General features: G+C 67.8%; 24 protein-coding genes. 15 read left to right on the forward strand and 9 right to left on the reverse strand.

Translation table 11 applies throughout. The features are described from left to right. Positions 1 to 95 precede the first annotated feature (95 nt). The 5 genes from ACWIDZ_RS01950 to ACWIDZ_RS01970 form a co-directional block, all read right to left on the reverse strand. Positions 96 to 335, reverse strand: coding sequence for an acyl carrier protein (locus tag ACWIDZ_RS01950; RefSeq protein WP_003165440.1), 240 nt, complete (start codon positions 333 to 335; stop codon positions 96 to 98). Positions 336 to 521: 186 nt separating this feature from the next. Then, positions 522 to 1,274 carry a 3-oxoacyl-[acyl-carrier-protein] reductase gene (gene fabG / locus ACWIDZ_RS01955; protein WP_453988461.1) on the reverse strand — a complete coding sequence of 251 codons (753 nt, stop codon included), beginning with the start codon at positions 1,272 to 1,274 and terminating at the stop codon, positions 522 to 524. Between the two features lie 174 nt (positions 1,275 to 1,448). Then, complete coding sequence (fabD, locus tag ACWIDZ_RS01960) at positions 1,449 to 2,393, reverse strand: ACP S-malonyltransferase (protein WP_453988460.1); 945 nt, start codon at positions 2,391 to 2,393, stop codon at positions 1,449 to 1,451. Positions 2,394 to 2,618: 225 nt separating this feature from the next. After that, a complete protein-coding gene (locus ACWIDZ_RS01965; RefSeq protein WP_453988459.1) occupies positions 2,619 to 4,049 on the reverse strand; it encodes a fibronectin type III domain-containing protein in 1,431 nt (476 codons plus the stop codon). A 101-nt stretch (positions 4,050 to 4,150) separates the two neighbouring features. Then, positions 4,151 to 5,434, reverse strand: coding sequence for an Nramp family divalent metal transporter (locus ACWIDZ_RS01970; protein ID WP_453988458.1), 1,284 nt, complete (start codon positions 5,432 to 5,434; stop codon positions 4,151 to 4,153). Positions 5,435 to 5,678: 244 nt separating this feature from the next. On the opposite strand from ACWIDZ_RS01970, the gene rpsF reads away from it, so the two are divergent. The 9 genes from rpsF to alr all read left to right on the forward strand — a co-directional run bounded on the left by rpsF (position 5,679) and on the right by alr (position 14,489). Further along, positions 5,679 to 6,056, forward strand: a complete 378-nt coding sequence (rpsF, locus tag ACWIDZ_RS01975; protein ID WP_291776060.1) for a 30S ribosomal protein S6 — start codon at positions 5,679 to 5,681, stop codon at positions 6,054 to 6,056. Between the two features lie 11 nt (positions 6,057 to 6,067). Continuing rightward, positions 6,068 to 6,343: a 30S ribosomal protein S18 gene (gene rpsR, locus ACWIDZ_RS01980; protein WP_003167100.1), complete on the forward strand. Its 276-nt coding sequence runs from the start codon at positions 6,068 to 6,070 to the stop codon at positions 6,341 to 6,343. A gap of 1 nt (position 6,344) precedes the next feature. Further along, positions 6,345 to 6,929, forward strand: a complete 585-nt coding sequence (gene rplI / locus ACWIDZ_RS01985; protein ID WP_312219657.1) for a 50S ribosomal protein L9 — start codon at positions 6,345 to 6,347, stop codon at positions 6,927 to 6,929. Between the two features lie 389 nt (positions 6,930 to 7,318). Then, positions 7,319 to 9,727: a TonB-dependent receptor plug domain-containing protein gene (locus tag ACWIDZ_RS01990; protein WP_453988457.1), complete on the forward strand. Its 2,409-nt coding sequence runs from the start codon at positions 7,319 to 7,321 to the stop codon at positions 9,725 to 9,727. Positions 9,728 to 9,912: 185 nt separating this feature from the next. Then, on the forward strand, positions 9,913 to 10,278 hold the full coding sequence (locus ACWIDZ_RS01995; protein WP_312219655.1) for a hypothetical protein: 366 nt from the start codon (positions 9,913 to 9,915) through the stop codon (positions 10,276 to 10,278). A 53-nt stretch (positions 10,279 to 10,331) separates the two neighbouring features. Further along, on the forward strand, positions 10,332 to 10,733 hold the full coding sequence (locus ACWIDZ_RS02000) for a hypothetical protein (RefSeq protein WP_312219654.1): 402 nt from the start codon (positions 10,332 to 10,334) through the stop codon (positions 10,731 to 10,733). A 93-nt stretch (positions 10,734 to 10,826) separates the two neighbouring features. After that, on the forward strand, positions 10,827 to 12,338 hold the full coding sequence (locus ACWIDZ_RS02005; RefSeq protein WP_422388325.1) for a replicative DNA helicase: 1,512 nt from the start codon (positions 10,827 to 10,829) through the stop codon (positions 12,336 to 12,338). Between the two features lie 193 nt (positions 12,339 to 12,531). After that, positions 12,532 to 13,401, forward strand: coding sequence for a DUF5694 domain-containing protein (locus ACWIDZ_RS02010; RefSeq protein WP_453988456.1), 870 nt, complete (start codon positions 12,532 to 12,534; stop codon positions 13,399 to 13,401). A gap of 47 nt (positions 13,402 to 13,448) precedes the next feature. Further along, positions 13,449 to 14,489: an alanine racemase gene (alr, locus tag ACWIDZ_RS02015; RefSeq protein ID WP_453988454.1), complete on the forward strand. Its 1,041-nt coding sequence runs from the start codon at positions 13,449 to 13,451 to the stop codon at positions 14,487 to 14,489. Positions 14,490 to 14,535: 46 nt separating this feature from the next. Here alr and ACWIDZ_RS02020 read toward each other — a convergent pair whose 3' ends face one another. Further along, positions 14,536 to 15,153: a Yip1 family protein gene (locus ACWIDZ_RS02020; protein ID WP_453988453.1), complete on the reverse strand. Its 618-nt coding sequence runs from the start codon at positions 15,151 to 15,153 to the stop codon at positions 14,536 to 14,538. A gap of 161 nt (positions 15,154 to 15,314) precedes the next feature. Here ACWIDZ_RS02020 and radA point away from each other — a divergent pair, with 161 nt between their 5' ends. The 6 genes from radA to ACWIDZ_RS02050 all read left to right on the forward strand — a co-directional run bounded on the left by radA (position 15,315) and on the right by ACWIDZ_RS02050 (position 21,543). Beyond that, entirely contained in the window at positions 15,315 to 16,688 is a 1,374-nt protein-coding gene (gene radA, locus ACWIDZ_RS02025) for a DNA repair protein RadA (protein WP_313574284.1), read from the forward strand. Between the two features lie 35 nt (positions 16,689 to 16,723). After that, complete coding sequence (locus ACWIDZ_RS02030; RefSeq protein WP_453988452.1) at positions 16,724 to 17,260, forward strand: CvpA family protein; 537 nt, start codon at positions 16,724 to 16,726, stop codon at positions 17,258 to 17,260. An 81-nt stretch (positions 17,261 to 17,341) separates the two neighbouring features. Then, a complete protein-coding gene (gene purF / locus ACWIDZ_RS02035) occupies positions 17,342 to 18,847 on the forward strand; it encodes an amidophosphoribosyltransferase (protein WP_453988451.1) in 1,506 nt (501 codons plus the stop codon). Between the two features lie 6 nt (positions 18,848 to 18,853). Next, on the forward strand, positions 18,854 to 19,195 hold the full coding sequence (locus ACWIDZ_RS02040; protein ID WP_453988450.1) for a VOC family protein: 342 nt from the start codon (positions 18,854 to 18,856) through the stop codon (positions 19,193 to 19,195). A gap of 263 nt (positions 19,196 to 19,458) precedes the next feature. Then, complete coding sequence (locus tag ACWIDZ_RS02045; RefSeq protein WP_291774195.1) at positions 19,459 to 20,220, forward strand: SDR family NAD(P)-dependent oxidoreductase; 762 nt, start codon at positions 19,459 to 19,461, stop codon at positions 20,218 to 20,220. A gap of 33 nt (positions 20,221 to 20,253) precedes the next feature. Then, positions 20,254 to 21,543 carry an O-antigen ligase family protein gene (locus ACWIDZ_RS02050; RefSeq protein ID WP_453988449.1) on the forward strand — a complete coding sequence of 430 codons (1,290 nt, stop codon included), beginning with the start codon at positions 20,254 to 20,256 and terminating at the stop codon, positions 21,541 to 21,543. On the opposite strand, the gene ACWIDZ_RS02055 is transcribed toward ACWIDZ_RS02050, so the two are convergent. Genes ACWIDZ_RS02055 through ACWIDZ_RS02065 form a run of 3 tightly spaced genes read right to left on the reverse strand, consistent with a single transcriptional unit; the run spans position 21,527 to position 23,189 of the window. After that, positions 21,527 to 21,877, reverse strand: coding sequence for a cupredoxin domain-containing protein (locus tag ACWIDZ_RS02055; RefSeq protein WP_453988448.1), 351 nt, complete (start codon positions 21,875 to 21,877; stop codon positions 21,527 to 21,529). The two genes, ACWIDZ_RS02050 and ACWIDZ_RS02055, sit on opposite strands and share 17 nt — an antisense overlap. Next, positions 21,867 to 22,412: a DUF4142 domain-containing protein gene (locus ACWIDZ_RS02060; protein ID WP_453988446.1), complete on the reverse strand. Its 546-nt coding sequence runs from the start codon at positions 22,410 to 22,412 to the stop codon at positions 21,867 to 21,869. The genes ACWIDZ_RS02055 and ACWIDZ_RS02060 overlap by 11 nt, the downstream gene beginning before the upstream one ends. 54 nt (positions 22,413 to 22,466) lie before the next feature. Then, positions 22,467 to 23,189: an RNA polymerase sigma factor gene (locus ACWIDZ_RS02065; protein ID WP_291774188.1), complete on the reverse strand. Its 723-nt coding sequence runs from the start codon at positions 23,187 to 23,189 to the stop codon at positions 22,467 to 22,469. Positions 23,190 to 23,203 lie beyond the last annotated feature (14 nt).

Below are 23,203 nucleotides of genomic sequence, written 5' to 3' on the forward strand. Positions count from 1 at the left end.
TCGTAGCCAGAAACACTAATGGCCGCCGGACGGTCCCGCTAGGGTCCCGTCACGGCGGCCATCAGCTTGGTTAAGTGCGACGGATCGCAGCCGGATCAGGCGGCCAGCTTCTCGTCGATGAACTTCACCGCGTCGCCGACGGTCTGGATGTGCTCGGCGGCGTCATCCGGGATTTCGACGTCGAATTCTTCTTCGAAGGCCATGACCAGTTCGACGTTGTCGAGCGAGTCGGCGCCCAGGTCGTCGATGAAGGAGGCCTTCTCGGTGACCTTGTCCGGATCGGCGTCCAGGTGGTCGATCACGATCTTGCGGACGCGTTCGAGGGTGTCGGACATGAGTGTCTCTCTTGCCTGTTTGAAATCGCCGTGATGGCGGGTCTTGGGTTGCTTCGCCGTGTCACGGCTGCCTGCCGGGATCAAGCCTCAATGAGACTCACCCCCGGAAGACGTCCGTGCCCTTTAGCACAGGGTGCGGAAGTGGAAATAGTCTGTTGCGCGTCGTGATGACACTTCACGCTTTGATCAAATCATCGCCATGCCGCCGTTAACGTGCAGCGTCTGGCCGGTGACATAGGCCGCTTCATCCGACGACAGATAGACGGCGGCCGAGGCGATTTCCTCGCCCGCGCCCAGACGTCCGGCCGGAATCTTCGACAGGATGGCCTCGCGCTGCTGGTCGTTCAGCACGTCGGTCATCGGCGAGGCGATGAAGCCCGGCGCGATGCAGTTGACCGTGATCCCGCGCGAACCGACTTCCTGCGCCAGCGACTTGGAGAAGCCGATCATCCCGGCCTTGGAGGCGGAATAGTTGGTCTGGCCGGGGTTGCCCGTGACGCCGACGACCGAGGTGATGCCGATGATGCGGCCCGAACGGCGCTTCATCATCCCCTTCACCGCCGCGCGGGTCAGGCGGAAATAGCTTTCCAGGTTGATCTGGACGACGGACTGGAAGTCCTCGTCCTTCATCCGCATCAGCAGGCCGTCCTTGGTGATTCCGGCGTTGGCGACCAGGATGTCCAGCGGCGCGCCCGCCGCCGTCTCGGCCGCGTTCACCAGGTTATCGACCGATTCCGGGTCCGAAAGGTTCGCCGTGGCGAAGTGGGCGCGTCCCTCGCCATTGGCGCCCAGCTCCTTGGCCAGATCGGCCAGCACGGCTTCGCGCGTGCCGGACAGGACGACAGTCGCGCCTTGCGCGTGCAGGGCGCGGGCGATGGCTCCGCCAATGCCGCCGGTGGCGCCGGTCACGAGGGCGGTCTTTCCCGAAAGATTGAACATTGAAATCTCCTCTTCCTTCTCCCCTTGCGGGAGAAGGTGGCCCGTCAGGGCCGGATGAGGGGTCTTGCCGACCCCTGCCGTGTTTTCAACTTTGAGAGGCTCTGTCGGACTCGTCCGTGAGACCCCTCATCCGTCTGGCTGCGCCAGCCACCTTCTCCCGCAAGGGGAGAAGGATCAAAGGGTTTTCGCGAACGCTTCCAGCTCTTCAGCCGTGTTCAGCGCCAATGCCTCGGCGTCAGGGGCGATGCGCTTGGCCATGCCGGTCAGCACCTTGCCCGAGCCGACCTCGACGAAACGGGTCACGCCGCCTTCAGAGGCCATCCACTCCATGCTCTCGCGCCAGCGCACGCGGCCCGTGACCTGCTCGACCAGCAGGCGGCGGATGACCTCGGCGTCGGTTTCCGGGCGGGCGGTGACGTTGGCGACCACCGGCACGACGGGCGCGATGATCTTCGCGTCAGCCAGAGCGGCGGCCATCTCGTCCGCAGCAGGCTGCATAAGCGGACAGTGGAACGGCGCCGAGACGTTCAGCGGAATGGCGCGCGCGCCCAGTTCCTTGGCCTTTTCGATGGCCAGGTCCACAGCCGCCTTGTCGCCCGAGATGACGACGTTGCCCTTGTTGTTGTCGTTGGCGACGACGCAGACGCCCGCCGCCGAACCTGCCTTGGCCGCTTCCTCAGCCAGCGCCAGGTCGGTCTTGGGCCCGATCAGCGAGGCCATCGCGCCCTTGCCCACCGGCACGGCGCGCTGCATGGCCTGACCGCGCAGCTTCAACAGGCGGGCGGTGTCCGACAGGCTGATCGCGCCCGCCGCCGCCAGGGCCGAATATTCGCCCAGCGAGTGACCGGCGACGAAGGCCGCGCGCGTTACATCGACGCCGAACTCGACCTTCAGCACTCGCGCCGTGGCAACCGACACGGCCATCAGGGCGGGCTGGGCGTTCTCGGTCAGGGTCAGTTGATCGTCCGGCCCCTCGCGCATCAGCTCGAACAGCTTCTGGTTCAGGGCGTCGTCCACCTCGGCGAAGACCTCGCGCGCGCTGGCGAAGGCGTCCGACAGGGCGACGCCCATGCCCACCGACTGGCTGCCCTGACCGGGAAAGAGAAGCGCGAGGCTCATCCGGGATCGTCCGTCATCCGTTGAATCAAGCCGCGAGGGGTAGGCGAATCCCTCCCCTACGGCAAGAACCCAGCGCTTTCACACCCCGCTCATCCCGGCGGACGCCGGGACCCAGTGCTTTGGCTTCATGTCGGTGCGGCCGAGAAGACAAACCTCAGATCGGCGCTCTCACTGGGTCCCGGCGTCCGCCGGGATGAGCGGAATTGGGAAGGGCCAGCCCTCCCCTCAGTCCTTGATTTCCGCCGTGCAGGGACGGTCGTCCGGCCCCGCCGCACCGTCGCAACGACGCAGGGCCAGCAGGGTGTCCTCGGTCTCGATCAGCCGCTTCGTGCCATCGGCCTGCCGCTCCAGCGTGAAGGCGTCATACAGCCCGCCCGTCGCCGTGAAGGCGCGGAACGACAGACGATCCGCCTCGACGTCGATCAACTGATACAGCTCGGTGTTCTCGGCCACGCGCACCGGCTGCGTGTCCGCCCGGTCGTTCAGTCCGTACATCTTGGAGCCGGTGACGGAGACGACATAGACCGGCCCCTGCGGACGGCCCGCCGCGCTGTCGGCGCGCGAGGCCTCGGCCCCCGCGGGGTTGGAGACGCGGCCGTAGCAATGGTCGTGTCCCTGCAGCACCAGATCGATGTTGCGGGCGTCGAAGATCGGCTTCCAGGCGGCCTTCAGCTCCTCGGTGTCCTCGGGCCGGGCGCAGGTGTAGATCGGCTGATGGAACAGGGCGACGTTCCAGCGCGCCGGGCTTTCGGCCAGCACCTTGTCCAGCCAGCGCGTCTGGCTCTCCCCGGCCCCCAGGTCGATGGCCGCCGTGCCGTCCAGCACGATGAAGCGCACACCCTGATAGTCCACGTAATAGCTGGTCGCCTTGGCCCCCTCTGCCCCGTTGTCCGGCAGGGCGAACTGCAGCGGCCAGTGCGGCCCCAGAAGGCGCGATTCCTCGCCGTTCGGCAGGATGTGATCGACGTATTCGTGGTTGCCGCTGGCGGGCAACTGCGGCGTCATGGCGAAGGCGCGGCCGCCGGCCTCGGTCCATTCGCCCCATTCGTCGTCGTGAACCTTGACCTCGCGCTGGGCCACCAGATCGCCCGCATGGACGACCAGAGCCGCCGGTCCCGCCTCCTTGAAAGCCGAGCGGATCACACGCGAGGCGACCTCGAGAATGTCGTTCTGGGTGTCCCCCAGATAGATGAAGCGGAACGGCGCGAACTCCGCCTTGGCCGTGCGGAACGGCAGCCACTCGCTCCAGCCATCGGCGGCGCGCACGCGATAGACATAGCGCGTGTCCGGCTTCAGCCCGTCAAAGCGCGCCTGATGATAGAGGGCGCGGCCGTTCTCGTTCTCGATCGGCGCCGTGGTCCCGGCCACGGTCCGGGCGGCGAAGCCCAGCAGGGGGCCGTCGATCTCCTCGGCGATCTGGGCCTCGGCGGCGGTCTGGCGCGTGTCGGTGCGCCAGGCCACGGCGGCGCCGCGCGCAGCGTCGGCGGCCGGGCTCAACACGATGCGGTCGGCCCAGCCCTTGGCGGCCCAGCGGCCGTTGGGCGCGTGCAGCGGTGGCGGCAGCGGATCGGGGTCCGGCGGCGCGACGACCTGGGCCATGGAGGGCGCGGCGGCCAGCAGGACGGATGCGGCCAGACAAGCGACGGACAGCTTCATGACGATGTTTCCCCGAACCGATATGGTCGAGGGCGAGGCCTAACGGCCCAATGCGACGGTTCGCCGGGGCTTTTGTGAAACTCCTGCGAGGAATAGGCCGCCTACGACGGGATCAGGCCCAGCAGCTCCTTGCCCGCCAGCACGGCGAACAGCAGGGCCGCCGCCCCCAGCATCAGGTTGGAAACCCAGCCGCTGCGCCATTTCTGCGGCGTCCGGGCGCTGTTCAGAAGCCACAGAAGCGTCCCCGCCAGGAAGGGCATGAACAGGCTGCCCAACACCCCATATGCGACAATCAGCCCGAACGGCCGATCCATGAACAGCAGCAGCATCGGCGGGAAGGTCAGCCACAGGGCGTAGGCGCGGAACGCCCGGCTCTTGTCGCCGCGCGCCTTCGGATCGTCGGAGCGCCCGCGCACATGGGCGGTGAAGTCGGCGAACATCAGGCTGACGCCCTGCCACACGCCCAGCAGGCTTGAGAAGCTGGTGGCCCAGAAGCCGACCAGGAACAGGATGGAGATCGGCCGCCCGAACCGCTCGCGCAGCACCTGGTCCAGATCCAGCAGCCCGCGATCCCCGCCCTGCAGAGCGATGCCGACGCTATAGAGCAACTCGGCCCCGACGATCAGCATGGCGACGACGAAGACGCCGGTGACGATATAGGCCACCCGATTGTCCAGCCGCATCACCGCCATCCAGCCCGGACCCTTCCAGCCCTTGGCGTTCAGCCAGTAGCCATAGGCCGCCATGGTGATGGTGCCTCCCACCCCGCCGATCAGGCCCAGGGTGTAGAAGGCCGCCCCCTCCGGCAGGCTCGGCCACAGGCCGGTCAGCAACTCCGGCAGGTTCGGGGTGACGATCACAGCCAGGCCGACGACGGTGACGAACATCACCCCGACGCAGGCCGTCATCACCTTCTCGAACAGGCCGTAGCCGCCGAACCAGACGAAGATCAGCCCGGCGACGCCGCTCAGCATTCCCCAGGCCTTCAGGTCCAGCACGGGGAACAGCGCCGCCAGCGGCAGGGCCGTCGAGGTCATGGCCGCCGCGCCATAGACGAAGCCCCAGACCACCACATAGACGCCGAAATAGAGCCCGGCCCAGTTCAGCCGACCGTCCAGCCAGCCGCCGCCCAAACGAGAACGCCCCAGACTCGACCAGCCCTCGAACATCGTCCGCTCGCTGGACAGGGTCCACCGGCCCACGGCCTCGGCCAGGGCGATCTTCAGCACGGTCCCGATCACGGCGGCCCACAGCAGGGCGTAGCCGAAGCGCGATCCGGCGATCAGGGTGGCGACCAGATCGCCGGCGCCCACGCCGGTCGCGGCCACCACGATGCCCGGCCCGATCAGCGACCAGCGGTTCCTCGGCGTCGGCGTTTGCGTCATCCTGAGCGCTCCGGCTGCTTGATGCGCACCGTGCCGTGCTTCGCCGCACCTGCCAATCGCGGGCGCAAAGGCCGCCGTGCCTTGCCCTGCCGAGGTTTTTCCCGTATAGGCGCGCCCTTTCCAGGGCTTCGGTCCTGCTGCGGAACGTCAAAGGGCCGGGAAACTCCCGTCCGCCGCGTCAGGAGCCATCGTGGACGAACTACCCGGTTCGCCCGCGCCGATGTCCGCCAAGGGAGAATGCCGCATGGCTCTTTACGAGCACACGGTCATGACGCGCCAGGATATCTCGGCGCAACAGGCCGAAGCGCTGAACGACACCATCAAGGCTCTGATCGAAGAAAACGGCGGCTCCGTCGCCAAGATCGAGTACTGGGGTCTGCGCAACCTGACCTACCGGGTCAAGAAGAACCGCAAGGCTCACTATTCGCTGATGGCCGTTGATTGCCCGCCGGCCGCCATGGCCGAAGTCGAGCGTCAGCTGTCGATCAACGAAGACGTGCTGCGCTGGCTGACCATCCGCGTCGAGGAACTCGACCTGGAGCTGTCGCCCCTGCTGGCCCGCCGCGAACGCGAGCGTGACCGCAGCGGCCCGCGCGGCGACGACGCCGCGGCTTCGGAATAAGGAACCGGATCATGACCGATACGACTGCCCCCATCCCGGGCGCTCCGGCCGGCTCCGGCCCGGCCCGTCGCCCCTTCTATCGTCGCCGCAAGGTTTGCCCGTTCTCGGGCGCCAACGCGCCGAAGATCGACTACAAGGACGTGAAGCTGCTGCAGCGTTACGTCTCCGAACGCGGCAAGATCGTGCCCTCGCGCATCACCGCCGTTTCCGCCAAGAAGCAACGCGAACTGGCCAAGGCCATCAAGCGCGCCCGCTACCTGGCCCTGCTGCCGTACGTGGTGAAGTAAGATGAAGGTCGTTCTGCTGGAACGCGTCGAGAACCTCGGCGCCATCGGCGACGTCGTCACTGTCAAGGACGGTTTCGCCCGTAACTTCCTTCTGCCGCGCGACAAGGCTCGTCGCGCCACGGAAGCCAACCTGAAGGCCTTCGAAATCGAACGCGCCGCCATCGAGCAGCGCAACGAGAAGAACAAGGCCGAGTCGCAGAAGATCGCCGACAAGATCGACGGTCAGAGCTACGTCATGATCCGTCAGGCCGGCGAAACCGGCCAACTGTACGGTTCGGTCGCCGGTCGCGACGTCGCTGAGGCCGTCCGCGCCGAAGGCGGCAAGGTCGAGCGCTCGCAGGTCGTCCTGAACACGGCGATCAAGACGCTGGGCGTCCACGAGGTGCTGGTCCGCCTGCACCCCGAGGTCTCGGCCACGGTCAAGATCAACATCGCCCGTTCGGCCGACGAAGCCGAGCGTCAGGCGAAGGGCGAGGACGTGATCCGCAGCCAGTTCGACGACGAGCGTCAAGCTGCTGATCAGGCCGCTCAGGAGCTGCTGGAAGGCGGCGCCGGCCAACAGGAAGGCTTCGGCGACGAAGCCTGATCCTGTCGCTTCGGCGAGATGATCGAGGGGCGCTTCCGCAAGGAAGCGCCCCTTTTTCTTTGCCTTCACGCCCGTCGTTTAGTTTTTCTCACGCTCCCCACACATAATCTCGATAGCCGTCGCCGCTTTCGCACCGCAATATCGCCATCGCCCGTCGTCGTTGACGGGCAGGAGATGACGATGCCCCCCGGCCTTTACGCCCGACTGCATCGCCCGGCAGTCCGACCGGCGCGATGTCCGTGCCCGTGACCCTGAGACCGCCCTCCCTGACCGGTCCGCCGCCGGTCTGCGGTTTGCGTTCGCTTTAAGAATTCCGCTTCCCGACGCGCCCGCCCTCACGCGGCGGCGATCTCTGACGCGCGTCCAATCAGAAAAGACGACCTCTCGAGATGACCTCCCGCTTCCCCCGCCGCCCCGCCCTTCTGGCCGCCGTATCCGGCGCCGCCCTGCTGATCGCGGGCGCCGCCGGCGCCCAGACGATCCCTGACGACGCCACCTCGGTCGACGACATCGTGGTGACGGGCACCCGCGCCCCGGCCCGCTCGCGCCTGGACACCCTGGCCCCCGTCGACGTGGTGACGGCCGAAACCCTGCAGAACCGCGGCACGACCGAGTTCGCCGCCGCCCTGGCCCAGACCGTGCCGTCGCTGACCTTCCAGCGCCCCTCGGCCAACGACGGGACGGACTCGATCCGCCCCGCCACCCTGCGCGGCCTGTCGCCGGACCAGACCCTGGTGCTGGTCAACGGCACGCGCCGTCACGCCTCTGCCCTGGTCAACGTCAACGGCACGGTCGGGCGCGGCTCGGCCGCCGTCGACCTGAACGCCATCCCCAGCGGCGCCCTGGACCGGGTCGAGGTGCTGCGCGACGGCGCCTCGGCGCAATACGGCTCAGACGCCATCGCCGGCGTCGTCAACCTGCGCCTCAAGGAAGCCCGCGAAGGCGGCGGCGCCAGCGTCACCTACGGCCAATACTTCACCAATGTGGAGACCGCGCGCGGCAAGCGGGACGAGGAGGACGGCCGCGCCGTCACCGTCTCGGCCTGGCAGGGCTTCGGCCTGGGCTCGGACGGGTTCCTGACCCTGTCGGCGGAATATTCCGACCGCGATCCCACCAGCCGTTCGGACTATGATCCGCGCCCCGCCGCCAACGGCGCGATCACCGGCCGCTTCGGCGACCCCAAGGTCGAACAGTGGAGCGTCTTCGCCAATGCGGGCAAGCCGCTGAACGCCGACTGGCAGGCCTATGGCTGGGCCGGCTATCAGGAGCGCGACAGTTCCTCCGCCGCCTTCCCGCGCCTCTCTGATAACCCCAACAATGTGCCGTCCATCTATCCGAACGGCTTCCTGCCCAAGATCGCCATCAACTCCCAGGACCTGTCGGCCGCTGGCGGTGTGCGCGGGACGCTGGCCGGATGGGACGCCGACTTCAGCCTGGTCTACGGCCGCAACGCCCTGGACTTCCGCACCGAGGATTCGCTGAACGCCACCTACGGCGCCGATTCCCTGACCAGTTTCGATTCCGGCGGACTGACCTATGACCAACTCGTCTTCGGCGCCGACTTCACGCGCCAGTTCGAGGTCGGCCTGGACGGCGGTCCGCTGAACTTCGCCTGGGGCCTGGAGGCCCGCAAGGAGACCTACAAGATCGACGCCGGTCAGCCGGAATCGTGGAACCGCGGCCCGCTGGGGACGAACACCGCCCTGGCCGGCGGCGCCCAGGGATTCCCCGGCTTCCAGCCCTCGAATGAGGTGGATGAAGACCGCGACGCCGTCGCCCTGTACGCCGACATCGAAATCCCGCTGACCGAGAAGCTGACGGTCGAGGGCGCGCTGCGCGTCGAGGACTATTCCGACTTCGGCGACGCCCAGACGGGCAAGTTCGCCGCCCGCTACGACTTCAGCCCGAACTTCGCCCTGCGCGGTTCGGTGTCGACCGGCTTCCGCGCCCCGTCGCTGCAGCAGAGCTTCTTCACCTCGACCTCCTCGGTCGTCCAGGACGGCGGCTTCGTCGAAACCGGCACCTTCCCCGCCACGAGCGAGGTCGCCTCGGTCCTGGGCGCCCGCCCGCTGAAGGCCGAAACCTCGACCAACTACACGCTGGGCGCCGTGGTCCGCCTGGGGAATTTCGACCTGACGATCGACGCCTATCGCATTGAGATCGAGAACCAGATCGTCCTGTCGGAGCTGATCAACCGCAGCTTCTCGCCCCAGGTCGCCGGCCTGCTGGACCCGCTGGGCGTCCAGGCCGCGCGCTTCTTCCTCAACGGCGTGACGACCGAGACCGAAGGCGTCGACATCGTCGGCCGCTATCGCCTGCGGACCGAGACGGCCGGCGACTGGGACTTCACCGTCGCCGCCAACGTCAATGACGTCAGCGTGACGAAATTCCCGACCTCGACCTCGGTGCTGAACCCGGCGCCGACCCTGTTCTCCCGCCAGCGCATCCTGACCATCGAGGAGGGCACGCCTGACACCAAGGTCTCCGCCTCCGCCGACTGGAGCCTGGGCCGCTGGGGTGCGACGGCGCGGGCGACCTATTACGCCAGCGTGCTGCAACCCGGTTCGGTCCCCGCCAACGACTATTCGACCGGCGACAAGACCACCATCGACCTGGAAGGCCGCTTCCAGATCACCGACCGGGTCGGCCTGGCGATCGGCGTCGACAACGTCTTCGACGAATATCCCGACTTCGTGCCCGCCAACCTGAACAACAACGGCGTGCTGGGCTTCCCCTACTACTCGCCGTTCGGGTTCAACGGCCGCTACGGCTACGCCCGACTGAACGTGAGGTGGTGACAGCGGCGTCAGACCCGGCGTGAGAGGAGCTCCTCCCCCTCCTCCTCGCGTCGGGGTCTGCTGCTCGGGGCGGCGTGACGGCTGCGGCGGCGACCGCCGCGGCCGCCACGCTGACGACCTGACGGCGTTCAGCGAGCATTCATCCACGATGCGGCCAAGCTGGCTCTGTCGTTCGGAGAGTTCGCATGAACAAGCCCACGCTCATCCTCGCGCTCGCCGCCAGCCTGCTGGCGTCAAGCGCGAGCGCCATGACGGTTCAGGAGTTCCTGACCACGGCCGACGGCATACCTCGCAATCCGACCGCCCTTTTGCGCTCGGACACGCGCCGGCTGATGAACGAGATGAAGGCGGCGTTCAAGACAATCCGAGACGAGCAAGCGGCCGCCCGCGCCGCCGGTCGTCGCCCGGCCACCTGCGTGCCGGACAAGGTCAGCGTGAACACCGGCGAGATTCTGGGCCGCTTCAGCAGCATCCCGCCCCAGCGGCGCGGCATCTCCGTGACCCAGGCGGTGCGCGAATGGATGGCCGAGGCGCATCCGTGTCCCGCATGAACCTGAACCGCCAGACCTTGCGAAGCCGGCTTCACGAGAGCATCTAGTCCCCCATGTCGCGTTCCGTTCATGCTCTTTTCGCCGCGCCGCTGGGCGCCCTGACGCTGCTCGCCTCGGCGCCGCTGGCCCAGGCCCAGTCGGCCGAGATGACCGTCCAGCAGTTCCTGACGATCGGCCAGAACATCCCGCGCAACCGCGCCGTGGCCATGATGCGCCCTGACACGCGCCGTCTGATCCGCGAAGTCACGGGCGCCGTCAGCACGGTCAAGGCCGAGCAGGCCTCGGCCGTCTCCGCCGGCCGCACCCCGGCGCACTGCATTCCCGCCTCCGGCACCGGCATCACGCCCGAGACCCTGGTGGCGCGCTTCGAGACCATGCCCGAGGCGCGACGCCGCATCACCGTGACCCAGGCTGTGCGCGACTGGATGGTCGAGCGCTATCCCTGCCGCGGCTGAGGCGGGCCTCCCCAGAGCATCCACAGGCCCAACGGCCACTTGTCCACCCCTATGAGCGTCCGCCCCTGACGCAGCGCGCGCGGATGTTTCACCATGGCCACGATGAACGCCGCCTTCGCTCCGATGCCCTTTGACGCCAACGACGCCGTGCAGGTGTCGTCCATGCCCCACAATCTGGAGGCGGAGCAGGCCCTTCTGGGCTCGCTGATGTTCGACAACGCCGTGTTCGAGCGCCTGTCGGACCGACTGCGCGGCAGCCATTTCTACGAACCCTTCCACCAGCGCCTGTTCGATGCGGTCGAGGACCACATCCGCCAGGGCCTGCTGGCCGAGCCCACCATCCTGATGGAGCGGTTCAAGCAGGATCCGGCGTTTCAGGAGTTCGGCGGCCTGCGTTACCTCGCCGATCTGGTGGACCGGGCGCCGCCCGCCGCCAACGCCCCCGACTACGCTCGCGTCGTCTATGACCTCGCGCTGCGCCGCGACCTGATCCGCATCGGCGGCGAGATCATCAAGGAGGCGCCCAACCCCGAGACGCCCGCCGACGAACAGATCGAACAGGCCGAGCAGACGCTCTATTCCCTGGCCGAGACGGGCAAGCCGTCGTCGGGCTTCGTCAGCTTCTCCCACGCCCTGTCCGGCGCGGTCGAGATGGCGGGCGAGGCCTATCAGCGCGAGGGTAAGCTGGCCGGTCTGGCCACCCGTCTGGACGATCTGGACCAGAAGCTGGGCGGCCTGCACCCCTCCGACCTTCTGATCCTCGCGGGCCGTCCGTCGATGGGCAAGACGGCGCTGGCCACCAACATCGCCTTCAACGTCGCGCGCAACTACCGCTGGGAGCCGACGCCGGACGGCGGGCGCAAGACCGTCGACGGCGGCGTCGTCGCCTTCTACTCGCTGGAAATGAGCGCCGAACAGCTGGCCATGCGTATCCTGGCCGATGCGTCGGGCGTGTCCTCGGACAAGCTGCGCAAAGGCGAAATCGACGCCTCGGACTTCGGCAAGATCCGCGACGCCGCTATCGAGATCGGCGAAAGCCCCCTCTACATCGACGCCACCGGCGGCCTGTCCATCTCGAAGCTGGCGGCGCGCGCACGAAGGCTGAAGCGGATGGAACACGGCCTCGACCTGATCGTGGTCGACTACCTGCAGCTGGTGACGACCGGCGAGAACAGCCAGAAGAACCGGGTGCAGGAGGTCTCCGAGATCACCGGCGGCCTGAAGGCCCTGGCCAAGGAACTGAACGTCCCCATCATCGCTCTGTCGCAGCTGTCGCGTCAGGTCGAGCAGCGCGACGACAAGCGGCCGCAACTATCCGACCTGCGGGAATCCGGCTCGATCGAGCAGGACGCCGACTGCGTCATGTTCGTCTATCGCGAAAGCTACTACCTCGGCCGCGCCGAGCCGCGCGAAGGCACCGAAGAACACCTGAAGTGGCAGGAAGACATGGACCGCCTGCAGCACCAGGCCGAAGTGGTCATCGGCAAGCAGCGTCACGGCCCCATCGGCATCGTCAAGCTGGCGTTCGATTCCAACACCACCCGCTTCGGCAACCTGGCCCACGACGGCCGCTACGGCGGCGCCTATGCGGATATTCCCGAGTAGATTGCTGACCCCGGCTCCACTCTTTCACCTTGATCGCCAGCGCCTCGACGTCGATCTGGCGTGGTCGCCCGCAATGATCTCGCCTTAGACAACGCCTTTCATTGCTTATATTTAATCTGAGTTTCAAATAATTAAGCAACGCGACGAAAGAGGCCGGGCAAGGTAGCCGCCAACCTTCAATGGAGGAATGGCCATGTCTCGCACCACTGTCCTTTCATCGGCATCGATCATCATCGCCTGCTTGTGCGCCGCGCCGGCGGTCGCTCAGATTTTCGAGGGCGACGCCGTCCTGCTGAGCCAGCGGCCGGCCGAGGTCCGCCCAGCCCTGATGGTCATGGGCTCTGGTCACCTGGCCAACAACAACCGTGACGTCGTCAACATCCAGCACCGTGACATTCTGGGGCCGGATCGTCAGGCGCAGATCGAAGAGGTCGTGGCCGCTCTTGCCGCGTGGCGTCCCACTCGGATCGCCGTAGAGGTCAAGAGCGGCGATCAGGCCGAGCTGGATCAACGCTACGCAGACTATCGCGCCGGCCGTCTCGAGCTGACCGCCAATGAAATCGACCAATTCGGCCTGCGCCTCGCCGCGCGCCTCGGCCACGATCGCCTGTACGCCGTGGATTGGAACGACATGCCGCCCGGCGAGATCACCGACTATGACTGGAACAGCCAAGCCTACGAGGGCGACAATCTCGCCCGCTTTCGGGCCCTGCGTTCGCCTGACCGCGCGCGCGACGCCCAGCAGATGGTTGATGGCATGGCGATCGGCGACTGGCTGGCCGCCATCAATGCGCCCGACTATCTCTTGCGCCAGCACCGCGTCTATCACGACTACGCCCTGCTGGGGCTGGAGGGCGCCAACTGGGTCGGCGCCTGGCACGGCCGCAACCTGAAAATCTTCGCCAACGTCACCCGCCTGGCCGCCAGCCCGGACGAACGGGTGCTGGTGATCTATGGCAGCGGCCACGCCTTCCTCCTGAATCGCTTTGCTTCGGAGAGCGGAGCCTTTGCAGTTCAAGACGCCAGCGATTGGCTGAGCCAGGAGAATCCCGGCCCGCATTGACGGCTGAGGACTGTCGGGACGAACAAACTTGCGGCATAGAACGGAGCATGTCCTCCCCGCCCGCCACCCTTGCCGTCGACTTGGGCGCTCTCGCCCGAAATTATCATACGCTCGAGACCCTGACCGGCCGTCCGGTCAATCCGGTCGTGAAGGCCGACGGCTACGGCCTCGGCGCCGCCGCCGTGACCAAGCGTCTGATGGCCGAGGGCGCGCGGACCTTCTTCGTCGCCCGCGCGGCCGAGGGCGTGCGCCTGCGCGAGGCGATCGGGCCCGAGCCGGTCATCTATATACTGGACGGCTGCCACGGCGACGGGGCCGCCATGCTCAAGGCCTCGAACCTGCGGCCCGTCATCAACCACCCGACCCAGCTTCAGACCTGGCAGGCGGCGGGCGGCGGCGCCTGCGGACTGCAGATCGACACCGGCATGAACCGGTTGGGTTTCCGCGTCGAGGATGCGCCCGAACCGTTCGAGGGCCTCGAACTGGTGATGACCCACCTGGCCTGCGCCGACGAACCGTCCAACCCGTTGAACCGCGCCCAGCGCGACGCCTATGCGGCGGCGGTCCAACGCTATCCGGGCGTGGCGCGCTCCTTCGCCAACTCGGGCGGCTGCTTCCTGGGGCCGGACTTCGCCTTCGACGTGGTGCGGCCGGGCATCTGCCTGTACGGCGGCGGGCCGGAAGGCCGTCCGCACGAGAAGATCGCGCCTGTCGCCAGCCTGATCGCCCAGGCGGTGCAGGTGCGCGACGTGCCCGCAGGCGAAACCGTCGGCTATTCGCAGGGCTACAAGGCGGAGCGACCGATGCGCGTGGCGACCGTCGGCGCGGGCTACGCCGACGGCGTGCTGCGCTCCTACAGCCCCAAGGGACAGGTCTTCATCGCGGGCGAGATGCGGCCGATCATCGGCCGGGTGTCGATGGACGTGCTTGCGGTCGATGTGACCGGCCTGGACGTCAAGGCGGGCGATCCGGTGGAGATCTTCGGCGCCAACCGCCTGATCGACGACGCGGCGGCGGCGGCGGGCACCATCAGCTATGAGTTGCTGACCTCGATCACGCCGCGCGTGCCGCGCGTCTACAAGGGCTGAAAGACAAAGGGCTGAAGCGCTCGGCCTCAGCCCTTCTCTTTGAGGCTTAGCTCAGGGCGAACGCCGCCGCGCCTGCGCCGACGATAACGAAGCTGGCGATCACCGCGCCGACGATGGCGAAGACGATGGCGTTCAGGATGATGGCCGCGACCACCACGACGATGGTGTAGCCCAGCGCCTTGTCGGCGGCGGTCTTCATCAGCGTCGGCAGGCCCAGATACATCAGATAGAAGCCATAGAGGCCGATCAGCCCGGCCAGCCAACCCAGCGTCGGAATAATGTTCAGCACGCCCGCGACCCACATCGGGGTCATGGAATAGACGGCGACCTGCATCGCCTTCACCGGGTTCTTGGTCCCGCCGAAGGTCGGCGCCAGTGCGTCGATGATCAGGCCCAGCACATAGACGCTGACCAGGCTCAGCACATAGCTGAGCGCCCCGCCCAGCAGCGGCCCGATCAGGCCGCGATGACCGAAGGCGATCTGGCCCACAATGGTCGCCACCGCCGGAATGGCCGCTAGAACGACGGCATAGCTGGTGAACAGCCCCTTGATGCTGGCGCTTTCGGCGTCGATCACCGGCCATTCAAACTTCGGCCGGGTCAGGATGTATTTGACCCGCGAGACGAGCGAGGGGTCGACGGCGGGGGGATTTTCCAGGGTCATTCGTTAGCCTTCTGGGCGATTGAGTCGGATCACGGCCTTATCATGTCAGAATGACGGCTGTGTGGATGCTGACGCAACCCCGCAGTCTCCCTATGACAATTTCGGACGCACCTCATTTCATCCCGCCTGCCCTCGCCCGTCTGATCTGCTAGGTCTGGACCATGGCGCGCGACTCTCTTCTCTTCGTCTGCAAATCCTGCGGAGCGGTTCATTCCAAATGGGCCGGGCAGTGTTCGGCCTGCGGCGAGTGGAACGCCCTGGTCGAGGAATCCAAGGCCGCCCCGCCGGGCGCCATGAAGCCCGCCTCGACCGCGCGCGGGCGCGGGGTCCAGTTCGAGACGCTGCAGTCCGACACGCCTGAACCGCCGCGGATCGTCACCGGCGTGACCGAGTTCGACCGCGTCTGCGGCGGCGGCGTGGTGCCCGGCTCGGCCATCCTGCTGGGCGGCGACCCCGGCGTCGGCAAGTCGACCCTGCTGCTGGAGGTCACGGCCAAGGCGGCCCGCAACGGCGCCAAGGTCGCCTATATCTCGGGCGAAGAGGCGATCGAGCAGATCCGCGCCCGCGCCAAACGCATGGGCGTGGCCGACGCCGACGTGTCGCTGGCCTCCGCCACCGCCCTGCGCGACATCCTGACGACGCTGAAGCGCGACCCGTTCGACATCGTCATCATCGACTCCATCCAGACGCTGTGGAGCGACGCGCACGACGCCGGCCCCGGCTCCATCACTCAGGTGCGCGCCTGCGCCGCCGAACTGGTGCGGCTGGCCAAGAACGGCGGCCCCGCCATCGTCCTGGTCGGGCACGTCACCAAGGACGGCCAGATCGCCGGGCCGCGCGTGGTCGAGCATATGGTCGACGCCGTCCTCAGCTTCGAGGGCGAGCGCGGCTATCCCTTCCGCATCCTGCGCGCGGGCAAGAACCGTTTCGGCGCCACCGACGAGATCGGCGTGTTCGAGATGGGCGATTCCGGCCTGCGCGAAGTGCCCAACCCCTCGGCCCTGTTCCTGGGCGAAGGCAAGGACCGGGCGCCCGGCGCCGCCGTCTTCGCCGGGATCGAGGGATCGCGCCCCGTTCTGGTGGAAATACAGGCTCTTGTCGCGCCTTCTGCATACGGCACGCCAAGACGCGCCGTCGTCGGCTGGGACTCCGGCCGCCTGGCCATGCTGCTGGCGGTGCTGGAGGCGCGCTGCGGTCTGGGGTTCGGCGACAAGGATGTCTATCTGAACGTCGCGGGCGGGATGCGGATCAATGAACCCGCCGCCGATCTGGCCGCCGCCGCCGCCCTGATCTCCTCGGCCCTGGACATGCCCCTGCCCCAGGGCTGCGTCGTCTTCGGCGAGATCGGCCTGTCGGGCGAGGTCCGCGCCGTCGGCCGCGCCGAGGCCCGTCTGCGCGAGGCCAAGAAGCTGGGCTTCGAGCGCGCCCTCGCGCCGCCACAAGCCAATGGCAAGGTGAAGAAGGGCGATGTCGCCCTGACCGTCGTCACCCGCCTGACCGACGCGGTCGAGCGAATCTCCCAGAACCGCTACTAAGGCGCGTTCCCCAACGCATTGAGGCCGCAGCGCGCGTGACCGGCTACGACGTCTTCGTGATCCTGGCCCTGCTGGCCTCGGGCGCCGCCGGATGGTTCCGGGGCGGCATGCGCGAGATCACGGCCCTGTTCAGCTTCCTGCTGGCGGCGCTGCTGGCCCTGATCACCCTGCCGTGGACGGCGCCGATCGGGCGTTCTCTGGTCGATCCCGACTGGGCCGGGTCAGTGCTGGCCGTAGGGCTGGTCTTCGTCATCCTCTACTTCGGCCTGCGCTTTATCGGCTCGGCCATTTCGCAGGGCGCGCGCGGCCATGCGCTGGGCGTGCTGGATCAGACCCTGGGCCTGGCGGTCGGCCTGATCCGCGCCCTGGCCCTGATCGGGGCGGTGCATCTGGTCATCATGGGCGCCATGCAGGACAACCCGCCGCGCTGGCTGTCCGAGGCCGCCACCGCGCCGGTCAGCGAAGGCGCCGCTCGGGCCATCCAGATCGTACTGCCGACCCTTGGGAAGGGCGCCGACGCCCTGACTCCCGTGGTCGGTTCTTCCGTCCGCGAAGGGTTTTCCGACCAATGAGCCTTGCCCCCGACGCATTCGCGGACTACGTGCGCGGCGCCGTCCTTTGAGTTATCCTTTCCCGGTCATCGGAGCCTGACGATGCGCCACCATATCGCCGAACCCGTCGTTCACCGTGAGCACTGGCGTGAGCCGGAGGACGATCAGCTGCGCCTGGAGTGCGGCGTCTGCGGCGTCTGGGGCGCGCCCGAGAACGAAGCCTCCTCCATCGTCGCGCTTGGCCTGCACGCCCTGCAGCATCGCGGCCAAGAAGCCTGCGGCATCGCCAGCGTCCACGACGAGCGTTTCTACACGGAACGGCACCAGGGCCTGGTCGGCGAGGCCTTCGGCAACGCGGCGCTGAACGAGCGGCTGCCGGGCCGGGCCGCCATCGGCCACACCCGCTACTCCACCGCCGGCGGCAGCTTCCTGCGCAACATCCAGCCGATGTTCGCCGATCTGGACCAGGGCGGCATCGCCATCGCCCACAACGGCAACCTGACCAATTTCAAATACCTGCACGCGCAACTTGTCTCGGAAGGCGCGATCTTCCAGTCCACTTCGGACTCCGAGGCCATCCTTCACCTGATCGCCCGCAGCCGTAAGGCCAAGATCGTCGACCGCTTCATCGACGCCCTGAGCCGCATCGAGGGCGGCTACGCCCTGGTGGCGCAGACCCGTTTCAAGATGATCGGCGCGCGCGACCCGCTGGGCATCCGCCCCCTGGTGCTGGGCAAGGTCGGCGAGGCCTGGGTGCTCGCGTCCGAGACCTGCGCGCTTGACCTGATCGGCGCCACCTTCGTGCGCGACGTCGAGCATGGCGAGGTCGTGGTCATCGACGACGAAGGCCTGACCTCGATCAAGCCCTTCGCCGCGCGGGCCGCCCGTCCCTGCCTGTTCGAATACGTCTACTTCGCCCGCCCCGACTCGGTCGTGAACGGCCTGTCGGTCTACGACGTCCGCAAGGAGATGGGCCGCCGCCTGGCGCGCGAGCACGTGGTCGAGGCCGACGTCGTGGTGCCGGTGCCCGACTCGGGCGTCCCCGCCGCCCTCGGCTACGCCCAGGAAAGCGGCCTGCCTTATGAAATGGGCATCATCCGCAGCCACTATCTGGGCCGCACCTTCATCCAGCCCAGCCAGGGCGCCCGTCAGAAGGGCGTGCGGATGAAGCACAGCCCCAACCGCGCCGCCCTGGAAGGCAAGCGCGTCGTGCTGATCGACGATTCCATCGTGCGCGGCACCACCTCGCTGAAGCTGGTCCGCGCCGTGCGCGCGGCGGGCGCCAAGGAGGTTCACCTGCGCTCGGCCAGCCCGCAGATCCTCTTTCCCGACTTCTACGGCATCGACATGCCCGAACGGTCGCAGCTGATGGCCGCCACCCACAGCATGGAAGAGATGCGCGCCGTGCTGGAGGTCGATTCCCTCGGCTTCCTGTCCATCGACGGCCTGTACGACGCCCTAGGCGCCGGACCGCGCAACGCCGCCAATCCGCAGTATACCGACCACTACTTCACCGGCGACTATCCGACCCGCCTGCTGGACCGTGAGATCGAGGAAGGCGGCCGCGATCCGCGCGGGAAGCAACTTTCTCTGCTGGTGACCGCTTAAGGCTGGATGATCCAGCTCGGCTACTTCACGCTCGACACCCCTGACGTCGACAAGGCCCGCGCCTTCTACGCGGGCCTGTTCGGCTGGCGCTTCGACGATGCCTCGTCCAGCCCGACCTACGCCCATGTGGTCGCCTCCGATCCCGCCTTCGGCATCACCAAGGGCGAGCAAAAGGCCTTTCCCAACCTCTACTTCCGCGTGGACGACATCCACACCGCCTGCGCCCGTGTGAATGAGCTCGGCGGTCGCTGCGCCGTCCCGGCGGAAAGCCCGTCGGGCCTGTCCGCCGTCGTCAGCGACGACCAGGGCGTCAGCTTCAGCCTGTGGCAGGCCGCGCCGGGCTACTGAAGATCAGGCTTCCCTCTCCCGGCGGGAGAGGGCTTGAGCGCACGGCGGCGCAGCCGTCGTTCTGGCGCGAAAGGGTGAGGGGCTTGTCCTGTCCGTCGGCGCAAGCCGTCGCGCTACGGCCTTCGGCCGACTTCACCCGCGAACCCTCACCCTTTCGCCTTAACCAATCGCCTTCGGCTCTTGGAGGCTCAAGCCCTCTCCCATTGGGAGAGGGAAGCTGTCGCGCCCTTCCACCCCACGCCATGCCGCGCTATCAGCGGGCCATGTCCGAACACGCTTCCCTCCCCCTCGCCAACCGCGTCGCCCTGGTCGTCGGCGCCTCGCGCGGCATCGGCCGCGAGGCCGCCCTGGCCCTGGCCAAGGCCGGCGCCCACGTCATCGCCGCCGCGCGCACCCAAGGCGCCCTGGAAGAGTTGGACGACGAAATCTTCGCCGCCACCGGCCAGCACGCCAGCCTGGTCCCGTTCGATCTGGTGGACGGCGGCGCCATCGATCGTCTGGGCGGCGCCCTGTTCCAGCGCTACGGCAAGCTGGACATCTGGGTTCAGGCGGCCGCGACCATGGGCCCGTCGGGCCTGACCCCGGTCGCCCACGCCGAGCCGCGCGAGTTCGCCAAGGTCGAGAAGATCAACTTCACCGGCGTCTACCGCCTGATCCGCTCGCTGGAGCCGCTGCTGCGCGCCTCTGACGCCGGCCGCGCCATCCACCTGACCACCAGCGTGGCCAGCCAGCCGCGCGCCTTCTGGGGCATGTACGCCGCGACCAAGGCCGGCGCCGAGGCCCTGGTCAAATGCTGGGCCGATGAGATCGAGAGCACGCCGGTGCGCGTCTCCATCGTCGATCCGGGCCGGATGCGGACGCAGTTGCGCGCCCAGGCCTTTCCGGGTGAAGATCCCGGCGTTCTGCCACATCCTTCCGAGATCGGTCCCCTGATCGTCGAACTGGCCCGCCCTGATTTCACACCGCCTCTGACAGTCAGCTTCAAGGAATGGAAGCACGGCCTGTCGGCGGACGCCCTCGTCTAACCCGCCATGCAGGGGGGGGATCAGGCGTCAGCGATGCGGAGCCGGGCGCCCCTGCCCGTTTCTCCGGCCGCCTCTCGGGCCGCCCCCCTGATCCGCGCGGCGCCGCTGGCCGACATCGTGGCGTTCGCGACCTCGGTCGGCCTGATCTTGACCTATGTCAGTTTCTGGGGCGCCCCGCTGACCAACTACGGCGCGCGGTCGGCCGACTTCCTCAGGAACTTCTACTACCCCGCCTATCTGATGGCCCTCGTGCTGGTCTGCATGAGGCCCGACCGCGCGGTCCGGGGCATGGCGCGCTCTCCCCTGCTGATCGCCCTTCTGCTGCTGACGGCGGCGACCTATTTCTGGTCGATCATGCCAGATCTGACGGCGCGGCGGATTCCAGCCCTGCTGTTCACCACCCTGGGCGGCGTCGCCCTGGCCTCCCGGTGGAGTTGGCGGACCTTGACGGAAATCGTGGCCGGAACGCTCGGCGCCCTGGCCGTCATTTCCTTCCTGCTCGGCGCGCTGCTGCCCGACTTCGGCCGGATGCAGGAGATCTTCCCCGGCGCCTGGCGCGGCCTCTGGCTCGAGAAGAACGGCCTCGGCCATGTCATGGTCCAGACCACCATCTTCCTGCTGGCCGCCGGAATCATGGTTCCCGAACGGCGCAAGCTCTGGTTCGGCCTGGCGGTCGTATCGATGGCCCTGGTCATTCTGTCGACCTCGAAGACGGCCTTGCTGGTGCTGCTGCTGTCGCTCAGCGCCATGGGCTTCGTGGCCGTGGTGAAGTCCGGCCCGTTACGCGCCATCATCGCCACCTGGCTGGCGGTCGTGGTCGTCATCGGCGCAGGCCTGCTGATCGCGACCGAGACGGACGTGGTGCTGGAGCTTCTGGGCAAGGACGCCACCCTGACCGGGCGCACCGAAATCTGGTCCGGCATCATGGAGCAGATGTCCGACCACCCCTGGCGCGGCTTCGGCTACGGCGCCGTATGGGACGACCCCAGCTTCACCGGCCCCAAGGCCTGGATCGGGCATCAGGCCCACTTCCTGCCGGCCAACGCCCACAGCGGCTGGCTCGAGATCTACATCGCCCTGGGCCTGGGCGGCGTGATCCTGTTCGCCCTGTGGCTGGTGCAGATCTGGGCGCAGTCCCTGTGGGCCGCCTACGCCAGTCCCGGCGGCTGGCTGGCCCTGCCGATGATGGTGTCCTTCACCTTCACCATGCTCAGCGAAAGCATCGCCATGAACTGGCACGAACTGCGCTGGGTCATCGTGGTCGCCCTGGCGCTGAAACTGGTGCTGGGCGACGAGCCGGAACAGGCTAGACTCCCACGCTGATCTCGCCGCGCATCGCCGGGTGATAGCGGCAGTAGTAGGGAACGACGCCGGCCCGGCTCATCACCGCCGACGCCGAAGCCCCTGGCGGAAGATCCAGATCGAAAGCCCCATTCCGCGCCGTCGCCGTATGTCGAACGATGTCCCGGTTGGTCCAGGTGATCGTATCGCCGACCTTCACGCCCGACGGCGGCGCTCCGAAGGCCATCTTGTCGATCACGACGACATGCCGCCGCCCGGCGGCGCGGGCCGGCCAGGCTGCGGCGAGGGTCAGGATTGCGGCCGACGCCAGGACGTCGCGCCGGGAACGCTCGCCCTTCCCCTGATCAACGGACATGACGGGCCAACTGCTCGGCGTGGGCCTGATGCTCCTGGAACAGCGCCAGACCGCGTTCCAGCAAGGCCTTCAGTTCAGCGTTGCGCGCGCCGGGGATCAGCGTCCCGCGCAGCGCCTCGTTGACCGTGCGGTGAAAAGAGACCTCATTGTCGATATAGGCCCTGTCGAAGGCCATGCCTGACAGCCCCGACAGCCTTTCCCGTTCGCGCGCCGCCGCTTCGGTCAGGGCGGTCGAGGTCGCATTGGCCTCGGGCGTCACGTTCAGCTTCTTCACCAGGGCCACGGCCTGCTCGTTCACCGCCGCGTGGTCGCGCTTCATGGTCTCCGCGAAGGCCCGGACCTCGGCATTGGTCGATTTGGCCAGCGCCTGATCCGCCGCCTCTATGTCCAACTGCCCCGCCGTATAGGCGATGTGCGCGATCTGGGGATCGCTGGGTTGGGCGGCGGGCGCCGACGCCTGCGGGTGGCTTTGGGCCTGAGCCGCCGATAACGGCGCCAACGCCAGGGCTCCAACCACGAAAAGACACTTGAACATGGCTCGGTCTCCTCTGTCGCGGCGGCCATGCGCCGCCGTCGGGACATTGGAGCATCAGCCCCCGGATAAAGTTCCCGTTTCCGGTTTCGCCGGCTGCACGCGCGCCAGCCGGGCCAGCACCCGATCCGCCATTCGGCGGCAACGGGCGCCCAGAAACGGGAAGGCGCCGATCAAACATGCCGACACCCGCTCATCCAGCGCCTGACGCAACAGGCGACGCGCGCGATGCAGTCGGGTCTTCACCGTCTCGGGCTTGAGTCCCAGGCCCGCCGCCGTCTCCTCGATCGAGCACCCCTCGATGTCCCGCATGATGAAGACAGCGCGAAAGGCGGGCGGCAGGTCGTCCACCGCCTGTTCGATCAGGCTGCGGATCTGGCTTCGGGCCGCATCGCTCTCCGGCCCAGCGTCGAACGCCGCGCCGGGAAACAGGATGATCTCGCCCGTCGTCGTCTGCGCCGTCTCCACCGCCTCCAGCGCCGCGAAGGGACGGCGTCGGCGCAGGCGGCCGCGCGCCTCGTTCAGCACGATCCGGGTCAGCCAGGTGACGATGTCCGCTTCGCCGCGAAATCGGCCGATGCCCAGGAAGGCGCGCACATAGGCGTCCTGCAGCGCGTCCTCGGCCTCGCTCTCATCGTGCAGGACCGCCCGGGCGACGCGGAACAGCCGCTGGTTGGCCCGCTGCATGATGGCGCGGAAGGCCTCGGGGTCGCCGCCCTGCGCCCGTCCGACCAGGTCGGGCGTCGTCAGGGCGACATAGTCGATGCGCGCGTGCTTCATGACCCTTCATCCGC

The organism is Brevundimonas sp. NPDC055311, assembly GCF_053645695.1.